Raw genomic sequence first — 19,848 nt, 5'->3', positions numbered from 1 at the left:
AATCAATTAATATGCTTGCTGAATATCTTCTAGAGCTTTTTGTAAATCTGGTGCGTGCAACCAACCAACAAAGCCTGCATACAAACATTCTCCGGTAGGAGAGGCAACAAAGACACAATCAATCCCAAATAAGTTCTTGCAAGTGCGAATAGTAGCACCATTTGGCAGTGCGATCGCAATTTGGGCTTTACTAAAATCGCGGCGATGACCGTCTGTCATGCCTGGTACTGCCTGCAACCGTTGTACGATATCGTCATAGACGATCGCCTCACCAACATTAGCATCCATCCAAAAGTCTTGAATGATGGTGGCAACCGTAGGATAATTTCGCAAGACGGCATGAGCTAGCCCTGGCAAGCAGATAAACCGAGCATTTTGAAACTTTGTCGATTCTACTGGAACCGTGCCATCGCTACCGCCATCAATATCGCCAGCAATAACTAATGTGGGAATTATAGAGGCGATCGCGGCTGCAATTGGCTTACGATTTTTTCCCAGATCGCCAGCAATCCCAATTCCCCAATTTAAAGGATCGATCGCCCGTGCCACATCTGCACCACCGACTGGCGATGCAATCAAAACCAACGAGTGAATTCTAGACCACCACTCGGGATGGCGGTGCAACAGCTCCAACCAGATCAAACCACCCATCGAATGACCGATAATCTTCAGCGGTACGTCTGGATATTTGGCAATCTGTTCGCTAGCCAGCTTTTCCACTGCCTGAATCAAAGGCTCAATTCTCACCCAAGTTTGAACGTAACCCAAACTCGGCGCAAAAACTGGAATTGTATCTGTGACCAACCGACGCGCCAGTAGCATCATGGCACGGTTATCATCTGCCCAGCCGTGCTGCACGAATAAAAGAAATGCCGGATCTACCAATCAGTCATACTCCCACACTACCCAAGGCTTGCTGAATAATTACAGCCTCCATCTCTGCTAGTTTAGCTCCCGCGATCGCGAGATTGTAGGGAAAAGGACGGGGACGAGGAATATAATCTCGCGGTTGCGTCGGACGATGGCGCAGAACGGCGTTAACGATCGTGCATGGTTCGGAATCTAGATTTATTGCACCGTGTAGCACGCCTGGGGGAATTTTAACAACTTGAGGCAGGCGATCGCTCAATGGAGTGTAGCGATACTGCTTATTTTCTAAAGTCACGAGGGCTAAACGCCCTCTAACAACTAAAATCTGGTCTGTCTGAGATTTGTGAACGAAGAGATCGTCAATCGTGTGCGGCGGAATCTGTACCAACATTGTCTCGTGGCTGGACTGGGGAGTATAAAACTGAGCCATTCCCCCTTGAATTGAAGCTAGCGGATAGATCTCAATACCCCGATGAGCAGCCATACCAGATCCGTTTAGACTAAGTGGTTCGCTCCTAATCTAACCCAGTTTTCTGTAAAAAAGTGTTGCGCTAGCAACAGAATGTAACCAAATGTGGTAATGAATTGTAGAGACGTTACACGTAACGTCTCTACAATTCTCCCGAATCCTGTACGGGCGGGTTTTGAACCGAGATTTACGGTTGAGGTTGTCAATCTAGTTGCTAAACCCGCCCCTACGAATCCCGATTAACTTAAAGAAAACGTCAAACTCTCAGGGTGGGCGGGATCGCCTTGCATTGCCACCCCTCTCCGATTTGCTTGCAGATGGCGCAGAATTTTATAAATTGCCTCAATTTGGTCTGTGGCTGCGGCTTTCTCGGCAATTTGTGCCAGAGATAAAGGAGTTTTAGCCTCTTGCAGGACTTGCAAGACTTGTTTTTGCAAATCTAACACCACGGCGGCTGCTTTTTTCCCTGCTTCTACGCCTGGTTGGTGGTAGGCGTTAATATTGACTAGCGAACCATAGAAACCTACAGCTCGTTCGTAAAGGGCAATTAATGCGCCTACTGTGTGGGGGTTGACTTGGGGAATGGTAATGGTAATGGAATCGCGCTGTTTTTCATACAAGGCTTGGCGGGTTCCTTGGAGGAAGCCAGAGAGATAATCTCCAGCAGTTGCGCCTGGATCGATGTCTGGCGAGGAGCCCGAACGGTCTTCCAAGACTTCGATAAAGGTAGCAAAGAAGTTGGGTACGCCTTCGCGCAATTGCTGAACGTAGGCATGTTGGTCGGTCGAACCTTTGTTACCATAGACGGCGATTCCTTGGTGGACGATGTTACCGTCGAGGTCTTTTTCTTTACCCAGAGATTCCATGACCAATTGCTGCAAGTAACGGGAAAATAGTAAGAGGCTGTCTTTATAGGGCAGCACCACCATATCTTTTTCACCGCGTCCGTTCCCAGAGTAATACCAACTGAGGGCAAGTAGGGCGGCGGGATTGGTTTTGAGATCGGTAACGCGGGTTGCTACATCTATTTCTTTTGCGCCAGCCAGCATCGCGCGGATGTCGATACCCTGCAAAGCGGCTGGTAGCAAGCCGACGGCGGACAGTTCTGAAGTGCGTCCCCCCACCCAGTCAAACATGGGGAAAGTGGCTAGCCAGCCTTCTGATTTTGCTTGCCGATCGAGTTTGCTATCGGGAGTCGTGATGGCGATCGCGTGTTTGGTAAAGTCTAAATTGTGACCTGCATAGGCTGCTTTGAGTTCAATCGTGCCGTTACGCGGTTCTGGCGTGCCTCCAGATTTGGAAATGACGATAACTAAAGTGCTGGTGAGACGATTTCTCACCCGCGTTAACACGCGATCGATCCCCGCCGGATCGGTGTTATCAATGAAGTGAATCGCCAGGGGAGGAAAATCAGGAGCTAAAGCTTCAGCGACAAATTCGGGACCGAGTGCCGAGCCGCCAATACCAATAGAGATAATATCAGTGTAGCGGGGTGCTTGGGGTGGATGAATTGCTCCGCTATGAATTTTTCGGGCAAAGGTTTCAATTTGGTCTACAGATTCAACAATCTCTTGTTTAATTTCTGGAGTTGGAGCCAGATCGGGATCGCGCAGCCAGTAATGTCCTACCATCCGATTTTCGTCAGGATTGGCGATCGCTCCCCCTTCTAAAGCCGCCATATCTTGAAATGCTTTCTCTAACTTGGGCTGCAACCCCTCTACAAATGCATCGTCAAAGCGCATCCGACTGATATCTACGTAAAATCCGAGTCCGGCGTGATAATAGAGCCAGTCTTGATAGCGTTGCCAAAGTGCCGCAGCATCCATAACAATTCTCTACTTACTGTTTGCGCTGATAACAAGTCTTAGTTTAAAGGAAGCTGTTGCTTGCGTTTTGCAGTCTTATATAGTTTTTAGTGTTGACTAGAGGACGGGCTTGCTGTGTATCCCTTTAGTTTGATTTCTCGTAGCTGTTGCAGAAAACAGTCTCGGTGAGATAAAGATGCGATCGCTACTGACTTCTATCCTTGTTGGGTTAAAATCTTTTAGCACAAAAGCATATATCCCCTAGTGTGGCGACGGGTTTAGCAACGCTTATGTTAGATTTAAACGCCCTGATGAACGATCCAACAATTATCGGTTGGGTTGCCTATATCTTGTTTCTGACAGTTTCTACAGCAATTTTTGCCCTGTTCAGCTTGGGGTTAAACTTGCAGTGGGGTTTAACGGGGTTAATTAACTTTGGTCTGGTTGCTTTCATGACTTTGGGAGCATACACGACTGTATTGTTAAGCATGTATGGCGTACCCTTAATCGTAGCAACGCTAGCTGGAGCTTTAGTAGCCGCTCTCTTAGGATGGTTAATTGGTTTATCAACACTAAGGTTGCGGGAAGACTACTTAGCAATTGTCACGATTGGGGTATCGGAACTCATTCGCTTGGTGGTCAACAATCAAGATTTACCAACTCCTAATACTCCCACACCTGGGGCTTTTGGATTGCAGGGATATCCTCTACCCTTAACAGATTTTAACCCCGACACGGTGATGAAATGGATAATGGTAGGGCTACTCACATTAGTTGTGGTTGCGTGTTACTGGAAACTTTGGAAATGGGCGATCGGAAGTCAAAAGTCAAAAGTTAAAAGTCAAAAGTCGTTTGTGACTCGTTATTTACCACTAGTCTTTCGGGCAATTGTCGGCATAGTGGCGACGCTGTTGATTTTTGTCCCCTATGCGGCGGGAGCTATTGGACTATACAACTTCACCAACTACGAAAAATCGGGATTGATGCTGATCTCGGTGTTGGTGCTAGCTTTTGTCGTATGGCGGTTAGAAGTGCTAGCGCGATCGCCCTGGGGAAGGGTATTAAAAGCAATTCGCGAAGATGAGGAAGTTGCCCGCGCTTTAGGAAAAAACGTCTTTTGGTATAAATTGCAAGCTTTAATGTTAGGCGGGGCGATCGCTGGGATTTCTGGTGCTTTGTATGCATGGCAGCAAACTTCAATTTATCCGAACGATTTCCAGCCGCAGACAACTTTCGATGCTTGGATTATGGTGATCTTAGGTGGTGCGGGTAACAATTTCGGTACGATCCTCGGCGCAGTTGTTTTCTTTGCTTACGACAGCGCCACCCGTTTTATCTTGCCCAAAATCGTACCCCTCGATGACGTGCGCCTGAGTGCGTTTCGGATTATGGTTATCGGCTTACTACTGATGATACTGATGATTTGGCGACCGCAAGGAATATTAGGTAAGAAAGAAGAATTGACACTTGGAAAGTAGTCATTGGTCATTGGTCATTGGTCATTTGTCTAAGACCAACCAACAACCCATTACCCATTACCAATCATTATCAATGGAATCCAAAGATCTACAATCCCAACCAATGCCACTATTATCAGCTAGCGGTCTTACCAAAAGTTTTGGCGGGATTAAGGCTGTGGATAATGCCGATTTAGAAGTAGCGAAAGGAAGTATTACGGGGTTAATTGGTCCCAATGGTGCGGGTAAGACAACTCTGTTTAACTTACTGTCAAATTTTATTCGCCCCGATCGCGGCTGGGTAATTTTTGACGGCGCACCCGTGCAGCAATTGAGAACCTATCAAATTGCCTTACAGGGTATGGTACGCACGTTTCAAGTCGCACGGACGCTTTCGCGGCTGACAGTACTAGAAAATATGATGCTAGGGGCGCAAAAGCAAGACGGAGAGAACTTTTGGCGGCTGCAATTTCAACCTTGGGCGATCGCCAAAGAACAGCAAATCCTGCGAGAACAGGCGATGGCTCTGCTAGAATCGGTGGGCTTGGCGCATATGGCGCACGAGTATGCGGGGGCGCTATCGGGAGGACAGCGCAAGTTATTGGAAATGGCAAGGGCGTTAATGACGCAACCCAAGTTAATTTTGTTAGACGAACCTGCGGCGGGGGTAAATCCCAAGTTGATCGAACAAATTTGCGATCGCATTTTAACTTGGAACCGCGAAGGTATGACATTTTTGATTATCGAACACAATATGGATGTGATTATGTCCCTGTGCGATCGCGTTTGGGTGATGGCAGAGGGGCGTAACTTAGCTCATGGTAGCCCAGAGGAAATGCAACAACATCCTCAAGTGCTAGAGGCATATTTAGGAAAATAATCCAATACTGTTGTCAAAGATGTGTATCGCTTCAAACAATCTCTATCTTAGGGAGTATTCCCATGAAACATTGAGATTTGTTAATGGTATCTGAGGTGGAAGGTTAATTTGAGCCACATTCGAGTCTCTGGCGCTCTAACTGCAATAGTCAGCTTTAGCCAGCGCCAGTTAACTTTTCTTATCAAGTTTAGAGTTGGTGTTTTTTGACACAAAAAACCGATCGAACAACGACATACAGTATGCACCCAGTAGTCACTAAATTTAGGTGCAAAAGACAGCTTTTATGTCGTTAGAGTAACAAGCCTGACTGACGCTTGCTGAGAACTTCCTCAAAATTGATAAGCAAAGATAACTTGGTGGAGACAGCCAAAGAATGAGCAGCGATACAGATCGATTAGAACTACAGCAACCACCTACGCCACAGTATACGGGTTGGCAAGCAGCGATCGCTCGTTTTTTTCAATTTGACCTGTATAGAACTAACTTTCGGATCGAGACTCTGGCAGGATTGACAACTTTTATGACGATGGCATACATCCTCGTCGTCAATCCCTTAATTTTGTCGGATGCGATTTTTCTACAGCAGCCAAAAGATTTATTCGCCGAACAAGTCTTTGCTACCGCAGTCTCAGCTGCAATTGGAACGCTGGTAATGGCATTTGTTGCCAACTATCCCTTTGCCCTCGCCCCTGGCATGGGATTAAACGCCTTTTTTGCTTATTCTGTCGTTTTAACCCTAAAAATCGATTGGCGTTTGGCACTAGCGGCTGTATTTGCCGAAGGATTGATTTTTATTGCCCTCACCCTTACCAACGTTCGCAGTCAAATTGTCAATGCCATTCCCATGTCGCTGAAAACAGCAACATCAGTAGGGATCGGTTTATTTATTGCCTATATTGGGATATCTGGCGATCCAAAAACTGGAGGTGCTGGGCTAATTATCGCCAGCGAAGTGACAAAAACAACCCTGGGTAGCTTCAGAGAACCTAATACTCTACTAGCTGTTGCCGGAATTATTATTACTACAGCTTTTTTAGTACGCCGCGTTAAGGGGGCATTACTCTGGGGGGTACTCGCCACCGCCTTACTCGGTTGGATTGTAGGTGTTACACCCCCGCCCAAAGGAATTTTTCAGATCCCTACCCTACCGACAGATCTGATCGGACAAGGCATTTTCGGTTTATCGCGATTGACTGCTAACAACTTTCTCGACTTTATCGCCATACTTTTAGTATTTTTATTCGTCGATATTTTTGACACCGTTGGTACTCTGTCTGGAGTCGGCATGAAGGCAGGGTACATTAAAGAGGATGGAAAACTACCGCGAGTCAATCAAGCACTGTTTGCCGATGCAGTAGGAACAACTGCTGGGGCGCTGATCGGTACGTCTACAGTCACTACATATGCAGAATCAGCCGCAGGCGTATCGGAAGGGGGGCGCACGGGCTTCACAGCTGCGATTGTAGGCGTATTATTTATCCTGGCGATCTTCTTAGTTCCTTTATTCGAGGCAATTCCCGCCTACGCTACTACACCAGCCCTAGTCATTACAGGCGTGTTAATGATGACAGGTGTATCAGATATTCGTTGGGGTGATGTAGCTGAAGCTGTTCCGGCATTTTTGACGATTTTGTTTATGCCTCTTGCTTACTCAATTGCCACTGGGTTGTCAGTTGGTTTTATCACCTATCCAATTGCCAAAGCACTGCAAGGCAAAGCCCACGAAGTTACGATCGCAACTTGGATTTTAGCCGCAGTTTTCATAATTCGATTTGTCTTTATGACATTGCGCTTCGGTACATCTGAATAAATTTCATATTTATATGTAGAGACGTTACATGTAACGTCTCTACACGCAACTACTAACTCTCTAAAGATGAATTCATTCTTTTGCCAGATTCCTAAAGCTGAGTTACACATACATATTGAAGGTTCCCTCGAACCAGAAATGATGTTTGTATTAGCCGATCGCAACAATATTCAACTACCCTACAAATCGGTAGAAGAAATTCGTGCTGCTTACAACTTTCAAAACCTGCAATCATTTCTCGACCTTTATTATGCAGGAATGAGCGTGTTGCAAACAGAACAAGATTTTTACGATCTAACTTGGGCATACATGCAAAAAGCATCTGCTCAAAACGTGCGCCACGCTGAAATCTTTTTCGATCCTCAAGGTCATACTTCTAGAGGAATTTCGTTTGAAACAGTTCATCGAGGAATTTATCGTGCATTACAGGAAGCAAAACAACAACTCGATATTTCTTCTTATTTAATTCTCTGTTTTCTACGACATTTAAGCGCTGAATCAGCAATGGAAGCTTTAGAGCAAGCTTTACCTTATAAAGATACAATTCCAGCAGTAGGTTTGGATTCTTCAGAAGTAGGAAATCCACCTTCAAAATTCCAAAAAGTCTTTAATAAAGCCCGAGAAGAAGGATTTCTTACCGTTGCTCATGCAGGTGAGGAAGGACCACCAGAATATATTTGGGAAGCCATAAATCTTTTAGGCATATCGCGTATCGATCACGGTGTACGCTGCATCGATGACCCGAAGTTATTAGAATATTTGATTGAAAAACAAATTCCTCTGACTGTCTGTCCGCTATCTAATATCAAACTTTGTGTTTTCGATTCGATGGCAAAGCACAACATTAAACAATTATTAGACATGGGATTGTGCGTGACAGTAAATTCTGACGATCCGTCTTATTTTGGCGGTTACGTGGCTGAGAATTTACAAGAAATAGAATCGGCTTTAAATTTGAGTAAGCAAGATATTTATAAATTGGTGAAAAATTCCTTTCAAGCAACATTTTTGAGTGCGGAAGAGAAGCAGACTCGAATTACTGAATTAGATCGGTTTATGATGAAGTAAAATAACTATGGATGAAAAACTCGTTCCACTTATTTCTCAGTCAGAAATAGCAACAACAGTGCAGCGATTAGCACGGGATTTAGATCGAGATTATCAGAATAGGTTTCCAATTGTCATTGGTGTTTTGAAAGGCTCTTTTATCTTTCTCGCCGATTTGATCCGGCAGATGCAAACTCCAATTTGTAATGTCGAACTGATCCGTTTATCTAGCTATGGTTGTTCTACCACTAGTTCGGGTGAAGTCAAGATGTTAATGGGTTTAACTGAAGGTGTTATTAACAACAAGGATGTCATTTTAGTTGAAGATATTGTCGATACTGGGTTGTCAACCTCAAAAGCAATAGAAATATTGAAAGCTGATAATCCATCCTCGCTCAAACTTTGTGCCTTACTCGATAAACCCTCACGCCGCAAAGTTCAAGTTGAAATCGATTATTTAGGAATTGAAATTCCCGATCGCTTTATTGTCGGTTACGGTATAGATATGGACGAAAAATATCGCCAATTGCCGGCAATCTACGCGATCGAGGAGTAGATAAAAAGTAACTGTTCACTGATAACTGTGTGTAGCAATTGGCAGACAAATTGTAAAACAAGTCTTACCAGGCTGCGATGTAAATGTAATTGTTCCTTGGTGACGGTTCTCGACAATCCGCCGTACTGCATCTAAACCTAAACCCGAACCAGAACCTACAGGCTTTGTCGTATAGAAAGGCTCGAAAATACGCGATTGAATTTCTACAGGAATCCCAGCACCAGAATCGGCAATTTGTACCTGGATATAATCGCCATTTTGAGCGGTAGCTAATTCAATGACTCCTTTCCCCGCGTTAGCAAAGCTTATCGAAGATACCGCATCAACTGCATTATCAATTAAGTTCGTCCAAACTTGATTTAACTCGCTACCGAAAGCGAGAATTTTAGGCAAAGAGCGATCGTAATTCCGCTGAATTTCAATTCCTTGCTTGAATTTGTAAGCAAATAATTGCAATGTATCTTCAATTCCATCGTGAACGTCAACAATTTGTTGCGCGCCGCGATCCATGTAAGAATAAGATTTCATCGACTGGACGAGCTGAGAAATTCGCTGCGCTCCCCGCAAGCCACTCGAAACCGTACACATAACCTCAAAAGACAGCGCCAGCCAGCGCAACCCCATATCTTTTAATTCTGTCGGATCGTCCTTCCAGCGCTCCATCAGCTCGGTTAAAGTCTCTATATCTACATTTCCAGCTGCTAATGGTTCGGCGAGTTTCCAAGCATCTTCTACGCCATAGTTTTCTAACCACTCAAGCAATTGTTCCTCGCGATCGCTAAATTCAATGGGGTTCAGGCGACGGTTGACAACCGCATCCCAACCATCATCACGCACTTTGAGCCATTTTTCTGTATGTTCTGCCTCTACTTGGCGCTGTCCGTAAACAAAGTTCATCCGTTGGAGTTCGAGCAGTGCTGGGGTGATATCTTGCAAGGCGCGAATTACAGCCGCCGCCGGATTGTTGAGTTCGTGTGCTAAGCCAGCCGCTAGCGTGCCTAGAGCTGCCATTTTCTCGCGGTTTTGAATAAAAGACTCTAAACCGCGCAATCGTTTCTGTACGGCTTGAAATATTAAGCGCTCGAAGCCTCGGCAACTATGTAGGAGGGTACGAAAGTCATCGCCTGAGATTTCGTAGAGCCGACAATCAGAAAGGGCGCGTAATGTCACGGGGACTAGTTCATCGGTTAAGACTTGAATTTCACCAAAAAAAGCGGGTGCTTGGTGCTGCCCGATCGGCATTTCAATCCCTTCGCTGATGCGGGTAATGCTCACCCGGCCTGATAGCATGACATAAAAGCCGCGTGGCGGATCTCCCTGTTTGACAAAGACTTCGCCGCTAGATAGCTCCATTTCTTGAGCGCGATCGCAAACCCAGTGAATCTGCTCTTGGGAAAGCTGTTGAAACAACTCCAGCGTTAATAGTTCGTCTACACATAGCATGGTTGAATCTTCTCCACGCGAGTTGTACTGTTACTGTATCTGAGGATTTACAAGGAAGGGAAGCGCGGGAATAATGATTTATTTGCTGTATTGAAGGATACTTTTCGTGAAAGTTTTTGCTGATGAGATGCGATCGGAGTAGCATGGACAATCGCGTTGGGTAGATTCCTTACATGAAAAATATAGATATACTCTAGTTGTTTGCATCTGCTCGTGATGTCAACTCGATTGTTAGTTTAACCTTGCGGCTTGACTAACTAGACGGAGAAAAGAACAATGCCAGAAAGCGAGCCACAGCGTCAGAAAACGGAACGGCAACGGCAAAACGCCGAACAAGCTCGGCGCGAGTCGGAAATAAAGCGAGAGGCAAGTGCCGAGCAGCAGAAGCAAGCTGCATTGCGCCAATCTGCTGCTGAAGAACAGCGCATTCAGTCAGAGAAAGACCGTCAGACTTCTGAGGAGAGCCGAGAATTCGCGGAGGAGATGCGGCAGACAAACGAGGAAATGCGGCAGGAGGCTGAAGAGTTGCGACGTGTTGCAGAAGAGTTGCGACGTGCTGCGGAAGAGGCGCGACGTGCTGCGGAAGAGGCGCGACGTGCTGCGGAAGAGGCGCGACGTGCTGCGGAAGAGGCGCGACGTGCTGCGGAAGAGGCGCGACGTGCTGCGGAAGAGGCGCGACAGCAGGCTGCTGAAGCCCGTCGTATAGAGCAAGAGGCACAACGGGCAGCGGCAGAGGCACAAAGCATCGTGCAGGAGCAACGCGAAATCTTAGCGGAGATGGCACTGACTGCACAACAGTACCGAAAAGTAATGACACAATACGAAGAGTAGCTGAAGTTGACGCTAGTTTGGCAGCCTACAAATGTAAACGGAGCTGGTAATTTAGAGCTTTGGTGAAAACTGAATCATGGCAATGCTCCTTTCCATGCTGGAAACTGCTTGCCACAATCTTTACACAAATAACGCTGCTTCCCGTGGCGATGCCCGTTTTTAGAGAGTCGCTCGGATTGGCAGTGAGGACATATCATTACTTTCATTACCTCACTCTGCAATACCTCATCACCGACATGAGGACTGAGGTAGGATACGAGTAAATCTTCTATCTGTTGGATGAGCTGCTGGCTGTGAGTTTCGCTGCTGCGTAGAGCAATTAGAATTAACGTATTGCTGCAATGAACGCAGACTTCGGCTAATAAGCTAGCTCTCTCGTCGCTTAAGGTAGGATGGCGCTGTTTCAATAAACTAGCCATAAATGCGATCGCCTCTTGAGTCAAACTCTCGTCAATTGTTTGAAATATTTCTGGTGCGGTGAAAAATTGCACGAAAACAACGCGAGATGTCGGTTGCTCGAATAGTTTGGCAACAGCGGCTACTAGCTGTTGAATCATTTGTCTTAGAGGTAACTGAATGATGCTAGGTTTGTCGAGTTTAGCCCACATTGCCCGCACTCGTTCTACATGACGAATTTCTAGGGCGCGAAAGATAGCTGCTTTATCAGGGAAAAACTGGTAAAGCGAGCCAACGGCTGTATTTGCCCGTGTTGCGATCGCATGGGTTGTAGCGGCATCATAACCTACCTCAGCAAATACCTCAGCCGCAGCATCCAAAATTTTTTCTACCCTTTGCTTACCTCGTTGTTGCTTCGGTGAACGACGCATAGATTTTGTAGGTGACTCACCACCCTTGCTTGACAAACACGAACGATTCGTCATATTTTGAAAAAATACGAATAAACCGTCATATATTTTAGGTCAATTTGTAGGTCAGTCTATGCATCCTATTCTCCCTGGTGCGCCTTGGTTGATTGCTCATCGCTCGATGTTGGGAGTTAATAAACCCCATAAAATTACTCTTAACGGTCGAGATTACGTACTGTGGCAAAATCAACAAGGTGAAGTCTTCGGCTTAGATAATGTTTGCCCTCATATGCAAGCCCCTCTCTCCGATGGCTGGATTTGTCGAGAGCGAGATACCATTACTTGTCCGTTTCACGCTTTAGAATTTGACACGCAAGGACGCTTATATCGAGCGGAAACAGTAACTCAACCATTGTTAGAAAAATTAGATTTGACTGCGATCGGCGATAATATCTGGACGTATGGAGGATGCGAACCAAAAATTCCCATTCCCGACTTAATTGAAAGAATTACCCCTGGTTTTGAATTTGTTGGGATTGCTGGAAGTAAAAGCATTCAAGGTGATTTTTTAAGCAATCTATTAATTAATTACGACTACAATCACCAAAATGGCACGCATCGAGAAATATTTAGAATTAAAGCGATTGAGGTCGATGAATACCAGGAGAATGGCTACAGTACAAAACTCCTCCAGAAAGTTACTAGAGACAGTAACACGCTAGGAGAGATTGCTAGTAATCCAGTTTTACTCACTGTTCCTAAAATCTTTGTCAATCAATTTGAATATTCCTTTCCTTGTTTAACCTCATTTGTTGCTTCAATTCCTGCTGGTCAATTCATTCAAATTCATTCTTTATATCCTGAAACAGAAAATCGTACTAAGACATTTGTTTTAGTTTTTGCCAAGATTCAGAATTTAGTTTTAAAAACCTTGTTAAAGAATTCGCTACTCAAAGCAGTAGATGAAGTGATTCGGCAGGATACAGAAACAATCGAGAATTTATATCCCAGGCAAAAACCAAAAATTCGCTTGCCAAACGAAGAAATTATGTTTAACGCCCAAAAGCTATATCAAGAATGGTAAGCGATCGCCTTGTCAGTGCAGCCCGTGGAGCATCTAGGATAGTTTCAAAATTTGGGCGATCGCGTCATTGTGGCAAGAATAGAAAGAAGTGGTAAATTGTACTCGTTCCCTGCTGACACCTGAGACAAGCCAAACAGCTACAAAGTGGAACGTTAATTCACTACTCGACACCTAGCCTTGAGTATTAAAACTTAGATGCGTCGTTGGATTTTGACTGGGGATAATGCTAAGCATTGGAAATCTCAGCTGCATAGCCGAGCCGATTGGTTATGGATTGGGGGACTGCTCTTGGCAGCACTACTTCTATATACTAAAAACTTGGGTGACTTACCGTTGCGAGACTGGGACGAAGGTACGGTAGCGCAAGTCGCAAGAGAAATATGGCGATCGCCTGCAAACTGGCTGCACCCAAAAACTATAGGCGGCGAACCTTATTTAAATAAACCGCCCCTCATGCATTGGCTCATAGCTCTCGCCTATACAATTGGTGGAGTCAATGAGTGGACATCTCGTTTACCAGGGGCATTACTAACCGCGCTTGGTATACCAATTTTATACAGTATTGGACGAGAAATCTTTCACTATCGCCAGCCAGCAATTTTCTCGGCTTTAGTTTACCTAGTCATGCTACCCGTGCTACGTCACGGCAGGCTAGCAATGCTAGATGGTGCGATCGTCAGTTTTTTTCTATTTACAGTTTGGTGTTTGTTGCGATCGCGTCGCAATCTGCGCTACTGCTTGGGCGTAGGCATCGGTTTAGGACTGATTGGACTGACTAAGGGTATGGTAGGGTTGTTACTCGGAGCGATCGCCCTGTTATTTCTCTTTTGGGATACGCCCCGCTTGTTAGGTAGTTGGTATTTATGGGGTGGAATCGCGATCGGGAGCTTGCCTGTAGCGGCGTGGTATGCTGCTCAGTGGTGGCAATACGGACATCAGTTTACCGATCGCGCTGTCGTCGATCAGTCCCTCAGCCGGATTTGGCAAGCGGTAGAAAACCACCAACATCCCCCCTGGTTTTATTTGCTTGAAATTCTCAAATACTGCTTTCCCTGGTTAATCTTTTTACCTAGCGGTCTGCTTTATACCTGGAATCATCGCAACTGGAGTTGGGCAAAACTGATCTTGGTTTGGGGCGGAGGTTACTTGCTAGCAATCTCCTTAATGGGGACTAAACTGCCCTGGTATGTTTTACCAGTTTACCCCGCGATCGCTTTGGCTGTAGGAGTGCAATTGGCTCAGTTTTGGCAGCAACCCTATCCAGCTAAATATCCCCGCTACGCGATCGCATTTTTAACTTTACTAGCGGTGGCGACGTGGGCAGCCAGTTTCTACTACAGTCCTTGGAATACCGATCCCGACTGGGAACTACAGTGGATTTTGGCAGCAGTAGCAGGCACGATGACTTTCAGTGCTTGGTTAGCTGTGAGGGGAGATAGACAATTTATCGCCGTACTTATTTGGGGCATGTACGTTGCCCTGTTACTCTTCGTCACCTCTCGCCACTGGGTTTGGGAACTAGCAGAAGCCTACCAAGTCAAACCCGTAGCTGCTCTCATTCAAGCTCGCACACCTCCAAACCGAGAAATCTACACTTCCTTCGCCTATAATCGTCCTTCCTTAGATTTTTACAGCGATCGCCGCGTCATTAGTAGTAACTTCAACCAACTGCAACAACAGTGGCAGCAACCACATCCATATTTACTTCTAGATCGCCCTACCCTAGAACGTTTAAAGCTACCAGCGATCGAATCCCTCGGTCAAGCCTCTGGCTGGATGTTAGTTACAAGGGAGTAGGGAGCGCACGAGCGATCGAGCAGGGAGCAGAGGAGCAGAGGGGCAATTACCAATTACCAATTACCAATTACCAATTACCCACACCCTGTTCGCCGATAACTGACTCAATTTGCTATTTCCTTCACATCTTCTACCAATCTGTCCCAGGGAGATTGTTGTTTGTTGAGGCTATCTAGACTGAAGATACTAATCCCTAACAAAAAGATACTACCCGCCGTTAAGACTGCTACAGGACGTTTGAGCGAACCAAGGTCGCGGATGATTCTTGCCCAAGGTCGGCTTTGACGACGCAGCGCGTGCGCTACCATAACTTGTTTTAAGCATTGGGGATCGCGCACGTAATGACCGCTCCAACTGACAACTAATTTTTCTTGACAATTAGGACAGGTAAAAAGCCCACGATTGCCTTTGATTGGCTTGAGCTGTTCGGTACGTTGACAAATCGGGCAAGTGAGAGAGTGGTTTCCAGTGTGAGTGTTCATCAGCGATAACCTAATGCGTCGAACCTGGGGAGCGTGAGAAATTGTTGGCATAAGCAATGTAAAACTGCTAATTCCAACTAATAAAGCGATCGCGATCGAACCAAACTAAAAATTTAGCTTTTGTTCACAAGAGATAACGAGGACTGGCGGATGCAAACCACGGCAATAGGCAGCTCCTGCCAAATCTTTTTGACAAAACTGGTAGAAGTATATACCAGCCGCTCTGATATTAGCCCCTATCTTTGAGAGTATTCGGGGCTTTACGAGTTTCTTCACGCCTAGAGCGTTCGATTACGTGAATCTATAAATTTTTATTTTTTCTATCTTAAACGCTAATTCAATATATCGTCTGATTTTATATGCATACTGAAAATAGTTAAGCTACAAGCTAGATGGTGTTTGTTGTCATTTGTCATTTGTGAGTGGCTAGCCACCAGCTCTCGTTGCTACCAACTCATATCGCCACTACTCACTACTCACTTTACTCTAGTCATTTGTCATTTGCGGTTGCCTATGACGAACGCGAGCGGATTAGGGATTGCTAATTAGCTCCCAACCTACATTTAAGCACTCTTATAACTCTTTTTCGAGCGCGATCGCACTTGCTTAGCAAAGCTTCTTAAACGATCGCAACTATCTACTTGTCTGGCTTCAGAAAAATCGCTGAGAATGAGTAATAGTAGATTGTGAAAAAAATTTAACTTTATTTTTCGTTTTTTATCTCTAAATGACCGATCGTTCCCTGTCTGAGGTGAGTCAGCCACAATCTGGCGGGCTTGCTGCTCCTTCTAACCCTATTGCCCACATTCTCAATCGCTTTCAGCCTTCTCCAGAAGCCGTTGTCTTACTTCTAGCGGTCTTGATTGGCGGCGGTACGGGTATGGGTGTGGTGACATTTCACTATTTAATCGAACTCGTTCACTACGTTGCTTTTGTTAATTTGATGGGGACGCTCTCCGCTTGGGGTGCGTGGACAATTGCTCTGGTTCCAACTCTGGGCGGATTCATTGTCGGATTGATGCTGACGCGCAGGCAAGATTTCGGTCCTGGGCTGTCTTCTTTAATTGCTGCGGCTTCTGGTAGTGCCACGCGACATGCTATTTTGCAGCGGCTTCAGCCTGTAACCAAGATGGTAGCTGCTTCTGTATCTTTGGGTAGTGGTGCTTCGCTCGGTCCTGAAGGTCCCAGCGTCGAAATTGGAGCTAATTTTGGCGTGTTACTCGCTCACGTTCTACAAGTCTCGCAAGAACGCCAGCGTCTACTTTTAGGTGCAGGGGCAGCAGCAGGTTTGGCAGCGGGTTTCAATGCTCCCATTGCGGGAGTATTTTTTGCTCTAGAAGTGGTGTTGGGAACGACATTTGCGAATTCGGCTGTCAGCGTCGTCTTGCTAGCAGCGGTTGTATCGGCGCTGGTTGCCCAAATTGGTTTGGGAGGACAGCCAGCTTTTGCTTTACCTGTATACGAGGTTCGCAGCCCCTTAGAGTTACCGCTCTATGTCGGCTTGGGAATAGCTGCTAGCATTATTTCAATCGCCTACACTCAATTACTCCTTTGGGGACGAGCCTGTTTTCGCGGACAAGTTAAAGGTTTTGCTTGGCTGGGTCGCGTTCCCTTGCCAATGCATCCGGTGATTGGTGGTGCTTGTGTCGGCTTGGTGGCGTTGCTCTATCCGCAGATTTTAGGCATTGGATACGAAACCATAGAAGCTATGCTTCAGGATGTTGAGTTTTCTTTGCTGCTATTGTTAATTCTGCTGGTGCTGAAGCTAGTAACCACGGCGATTAGTATGGGCAGCGGTTTGGTTGGCGGGGTTTTTGCTCCAGCTATGTTTCTCGGTGCTTCGTTGGGAGCAGCATATGGCAAAATTTTAGCGGCACTGCTACCACAAATTGGCATGTATATGGCTGGTCCGCCAGCTTACGCGATGGTGGGAATGGCAGCTGTACTAGCTGGAAGTGCTAAAGCTCCTTTAACAGCAATTCTATTATTGTTTGAATTGACGCGCGACTATCGCATTGTTTTACCGTTAATGGCGGCGGTTGGCTTAAGTGTCTGGTTAGTAGAACGGCTGAAAAAAAGCGTAACTCCTGAATCTAGCGCCAATTTACAACAGTTGAATTTGAATTTAGTTGGGGACGAAGATCGAGAAATTGTGCAGCAAATATTGGTAAGAGAAGCAATTTACGAATCGCCTCTCATGTTGCCAGATTCTATGTCTGTCTCTCAAGCAGGTTTATCCATGACTAACGCTCATTGTCGTAGTGCTTTGGTGGTCAATCCCGAACTGCAACTACTAGGAATTGTGACTTTAGAAGATATTAATCGGGCGATCGCAACTTGGGAAAATGCTGATGCTCAATTGGTCGATATTTGCACGACCGATTTACTTTATGCTTACACGGATGAACCTTTATCTGAGGCTCTATCTCGAATGGGAGCCAGGGGGTTACATCAGTTACCAATTGTCGATCGAGATCAGCCAGAACAAGTTTTAGGCTTGCTCGAACGGGAACAAATTGCTTTAACTTGTAAACTAGCAACAACTCGCAAAGCGCTTCATCCTTATCTCAAAGTTTCACTACCTGTAGAAGAATTAGCGTTGCCAAAAAGTGAGTAGTGGCTAGTGGCTAGCGAGTAGTAGATTTAATCGTCAACGTCCTGTCAATCGCAAATTGAACTTGCGATCGAAAATATAGTGGCGGGCTTTATCAGTTCTAGTCAGGAAACCTTAACAATAAATTGCTTGCCTCTGGTGGCAAGTTTGTTAAGCTGCGTTTCTCCAATGGGATCTCGATAAGTACCCGCCTAAGTAACTCAATAAAGTTATCGCACTCTTACAAGTCGAACAGCTTAGTTTTTCACCCGCTAGCTTTACTTTCGGGTGAAAAACTAACTCTGCAACTCTCAAAAAGCGCTTTTCTAGCAAAACTTGAGGTACTGTTTGCTGCTGATAAAATTGAGCTTGAAGTCTGACGAAATAGCAGATCGATTTGGATGCGATCGCGTCCCCTAAATCTCAAGCTGTAGCCTCTACGTCTTCTTTTGCTCCATCTATTTGCTTGAGATGAATGTGTTTTTTCCCTAGAGTGATGACAAATTCATCTCCTTGTTGTAGACCCATTTGCTTCGTATATGCCGAACCAATTAGCAAATTACCGTTCGATTGAACGCTAATGCGGTAGCTGGCACTACGTCCGCCACGCCCATTTGAGTTGGAAGTACTATCTAATTCAATGCCTTCCGCATCTATTAGCGCGTTGAGAAACTTCATCATATTGACACGCTCTACACCATTTTTGGTAGTCGTGTAGTAGCCGCATTCCTTTGCCTTTTCTTCTTTACTCAGGCTATCTAGCTCTTTGACTTTCTTGAGCAGTGCTTCTCCGGCTAGAGGCTCGATCTTTTTCTTTTTATTCATCAACTTAGTTCTGTTTTAACTGGAGCAGGTGGTTTACAGTTTTGATTGTCAGCTAACTGAAGCTATGATTTAGTTTAATTTAGCTTTATATCAGCTTAGCTAACTATAATACACTGATTATAGTAATTCTTTCAGCTTTTCGATCTTAATTTTGAAATTTTTTTTGATTGAAAATAGTATGAATCATCCTAATAACTGTCCGAACTTTGTCAATCCCCGATCCAATCGAATCATCCCCAGGAAATAGCATCGGCAAAAACTGACTGAAGTACTGTTGGTTGTGTGGTAGCGATCGCGATCGTCATCTTCGGGAAAATTTATTCGTTCGGGAACGAGTGACTTCGTCTATTTATCTACCCTCAGTAGGTAATTAAACTGAAAAATTGCTCTCCCCCAAAAGACAACTACGTGATTTTTGCTGCACGCATCAATGTGTAAAGTAATTTTCTCTAAATATAAAAAGAGTGGGCGATAGAAGTCAAAAGTCAAAAGCCAAAAGTCAAAAGTCTCCAAGCCGCAAGTTGCAAGTCGCAATTAATGACTCATCACTCACTGATAACTGATAACTGAGAAATGATAACTGAGAAATGAAACTGACAACTAGGGGTCACTACAGCGTTAAAGCATTGCTCGATCTGAGCCTGCAACCAAATTACACTCCGGTAGCAGTTAAAGCAATTGCCGCTCGGCAAGAAATTCCTGCTCCTTATTTAGAGAAATTACTGATTGAAATGCGACGAGCAGGATTAGTAACATCGGTGCGGGGAGTTCAAGGAGGATACAAATTAGCGCGATCGCCTGCGGCAATTTCATTAGGTGAAATTCTCGCTGCTGTCGGAGAAACTATCGAACCTTTGCCCCACCATCAACCAGAACCAGGACAAGCAGAAGATTGGGTCACTTTTACGCTCTGGCAACGATTGCATCAAAAAATGAGAGAAGCATTGTATAGTATTACTCTTGCCGATCTCTACTACGATGCCCGTAGTTGGCAAGCCGCTCAAGGAGAAGAAACAAATTTTGTGGTTTAGGAGTGAGAAGCGAGGAATGAGTATGATGTGGGTAATTGGTAGTTGGTAGTTGGTAATTGGTA

At 45.3% G+C, this 19,848-nt stretch carries 18 protein-coding genes; 11 read left to right on the top strand and 7 right to left on the bottom strand.

Annotated features, from left to right (window positions below; translation table 11 throughout):
* Positions 1-6: 6 nt before the first annotated feature.
* Together CHRO_RS24500 and CHRO_RS24495 are read right to left on the bottom strand one after the other, a co-directional pair.
* Positions 7-885, bottom strand: coding sequence for an alpha/beta hydrolase (locus CHRO_RS24500; RefSeq protein ID WP_015156917.1), 879 nt, complete (start codon positions 883-885; stop codon positions 7-9).
* Between the two features lie 4 nt (positions 886-889).
* Positions 890-1,354 carry a cupin domain-containing protein gene (locus tag CHRO_RS24495; protein ID WP_015156916.1) on the bottom strand — a complete coding sequence of 155 codons (465 nt, stop codon included), beginning with the start codon at positions 1,352-1,354 and terminating at the stop codon, positions 890-892.
* Positions 1,355-1,450: 96 nt separating this feature from the next.
* Here CHRO_RS24495 and CHRO_RS34580 point away from each other — a divergent pair, with 96 nt between their 5' ends.
* Positions 1,451-1,582, top strand: a complete 132-nt coding sequence (locus CHRO_RS34580; protein WP_281168606.1) for a hypothetical protein — start codon at positions 1,451-1,453, stop codon at positions 1,580-1,582.
* Here CHRO_RS34580 and CHRO_RS24490 read toward each other — a convergent pair.
* Positions 1,579-3,165, bottom strand: a complete 1,587-nt coding sequence (locus tag CHRO_RS24490; protein ID WP_015156915.1) for a glucose-6-phosphate isomerase — start codon at positions 3,163-3,165, stop codon at positions 1,579-1,581. The two genes, CHRO_RS34580 and CHRO_RS24490, sit on opposite strands and share 4 nt — an antisense overlap.
* A 269-nt stretch (positions 3,166-3,434) precedes the next feature.
* On the opposite strand from CHRO_RS24490, the gene CHRO_RS24485 reads away from it, so the two are divergent.
* The 5 genes from CHRO_RS24485 (at position 3,435) to hpt (ending at position 8,894) form a co-directional block, all read left to right on the top strand.
* Positions 3,435-4,622 carry a branched-chain amino acid ABC transporter permease gene (locus CHRO_RS24485; protein ID WP_015156914.1) on the top strand — a complete coding sequence of 396 codons (1,188 nt, stop codon included), beginning with the start codon at positions 3,435-3,437 and terminating at the stop codon, positions 4,620-4,622.
* 73 nt (positions 4,623-4,695) lie between these two features.
* Positions 4,696-5,481 carry an ABC transporter ATP-binding protein gene (locus CHRO_RS24480; protein WP_015156913.1) on the top strand — a complete coding sequence of 262 codons (786 nt, stop codon included), beginning with the start codon at positions 4,696-4,698 and terminating at the stop codon, positions 5,479-5,481.
* Positions 5,482-5,854: 373 nt separating this feature from the next.
* A complete protein-coding gene (locus tag CHRO_RS24475) occupies positions 5,855-7,291 on the top strand; it encodes an NCS2 family permease (protein WP_015156912.1) in 1,437 nt (478 codons plus the stop codon).
* Positions 7,292-7,357: 66 nt separating this feature from the next.
* Positions 7,358-8,359 (top strand): adenosine deaminase, encoded by a 1,002-nt coding sequence (locus CHRO_RS24470; protein ID WP_015156911.1) that lies wholly within the window; start codon positions 7,358-7,360, stop codon positions 8,357-8,359.
* A 7-nt stretch (positions 8,360-8,366) separates the two neighbouring features.
* Positions 8,367-8,894 carry a hypoxanthine phosphoribosyltransferase gene (gene hpt, locus CHRO_RS24465; protein WP_015156910.1) on the top strand — a complete coding sequence of 176 codons (528 nt, stop codon included), beginning with the start codon at positions 8,367-8,369 and terminating at the stop codon, positions 8,892-8,894.
* A 15-nt stretch (positions 8,895-8,909) separates the two neighbouring features.
* Here hpt and CHRO_RS24460 read toward each other — a convergent pair whose 3' ends face one another.
* The gene (locus tag CHRO_RS24460; RefSeq protein ID WP_015156909.1) at positions 8,910-10,337 is read right to left on the bottom strand and encodes a sensor histidine kinase; all 1,428 of its coding nucleotides are present in this window, start codon (positions 10,335-10,337) and stop codon (positions 8,910-8,912) included.
* A gap of 276 nt (positions 10,338-10,613) precedes the next feature.
* Between CHRO_RS24460 and CHRO_RS24455 the strand changes: the two genes are divergently transcribed.
* Positions 10,614-11,168: a hypothetical protein gene (locus tag CHRO_RS24455; RefSeq protein ID WP_015156908.1), complete on the top strand. Its 555-nt coding sequence runs from the start codon at positions 10,614-10,616 to the stop codon at positions 11,166-11,168.
* Positions 11,169-11,242: 74 nt separating this feature from the next.
* Here CHRO_RS24455 and CHRO_RS24450 read toward each other — a convergent pair whose 3' ends face one another.
* Positions 11,243-11,995 (bottom strand): TetR family transcriptional regulator, encoded by a 753-nt coding sequence (locus CHRO_RS24450; protein WP_041462620.1) that lies wholly within the window; start codon positions 11,993-11,995, stop codon positions 11,243-11,245.
* A gap of 112 nt (positions 11,996-12,107) precedes the next feature.
* Between CHRO_RS24450 and CHRO_RS24445 the strand changes: the two genes are divergently transcribed.
* Complete coding sequence (locus CHRO_RS24445; RefSeq protein WP_015156906.1) at positions 12,108-13,058, top strand: Rieske 2Fe-2S domain-containing protein; 951 nt, start codon at positions 12,108-12,110, stop codon at positions 13,056-13,058.
* A 195-nt stretch (positions 13,059-13,253) separates the two neighbouring features.
* Positions 13,254-14,855, top strand: a complete 1,602-nt coding sequence (locus CHRO_RS24440) for an ArnT family glycosyltransferase (RefSeq protein WP_015156905.1) — start codon at positions 13,254-13,256, stop codon at positions 14,853-14,855.
* Between the two features lie 104 nt (positions 14,856-14,959).
* Here CHRO_RS24440 and CHRO_RS24435 read toward each other — a convergent pair whose 3' ends face one another.
* Positions 14,960-15,388: an RING finger protein gene (locus CHRO_RS24435; protein WP_015156904.1), complete on the bottom strand. Its 429-nt coding sequence runs from the start codon at positions 15,386-15,388 to the stop codon at positions 14,960-14,962.
* A gap of 676 nt (positions 15,389-16,064) precedes the next feature.
* On the opposite strand from CHRO_RS24435, the gene CHRO_RS24430 reads away from it, so the two are divergent.
* On the top strand, positions 16,065-17,954 hold the full coding sequence (locus CHRO_RS24430; RefSeq protein ID WP_015156903.1) for a chloride channel protein: 1,890 nt from the start codon (positions 16,065-16,067) through the stop codon (positions 17,952-17,954).
* A 399-nt stretch (positions 17,955-18,353) separates the two neighbouring features.
* On the opposite strand, the gene CHRO_RS24425 is transcribed toward CHRO_RS24430, so the two are convergent.
* Positions 18,354-18,755, bottom strand: a complete 402-nt coding sequence (locus tag CHRO_RS24425; RefSeq protein ID WP_015156902.1) for an AbrB family transcriptional regulator — start codon at positions 18,753-18,755, stop codon at positions 18,354-18,356.
* Between the two features lie 587 nt (positions 18,756-19,342).
* Between CHRO_RS24425 and CHRO_RS24420 the strand changes: the two genes are divergently transcribed.
* The gene (locus tag CHRO_RS24420; RefSeq protein ID WP_015156901.1) at positions 19,343-19,786 is read left to right on the top strand and encodes an Rrf2 family transcriptional regulator; all 444 of its coding nucleotides are present in this window, start codon (positions 19,343-19,345) and stop codon (positions 19,784-19,786) included.
* Positions 19,787-19,848: the final 62 nt, after the last annotated feature.

It is taken from the genome of Chroococcidiopsis thermalis PCC 7203, from assembly GCF_000317125.1.
GTDB lineage: Bacteria > Cyanobacteriota > Cyanobacteriia > Cyanobacteriales > Chroococcidiopsidaceae > Chroococcidiopsis > Chroococcidiopsis thermalis.
The sequence above is the reverse complement of the archived record's forward strand: the minus strand, read 5'-3'. Positions and strand labels throughout refer to the sequence as shown.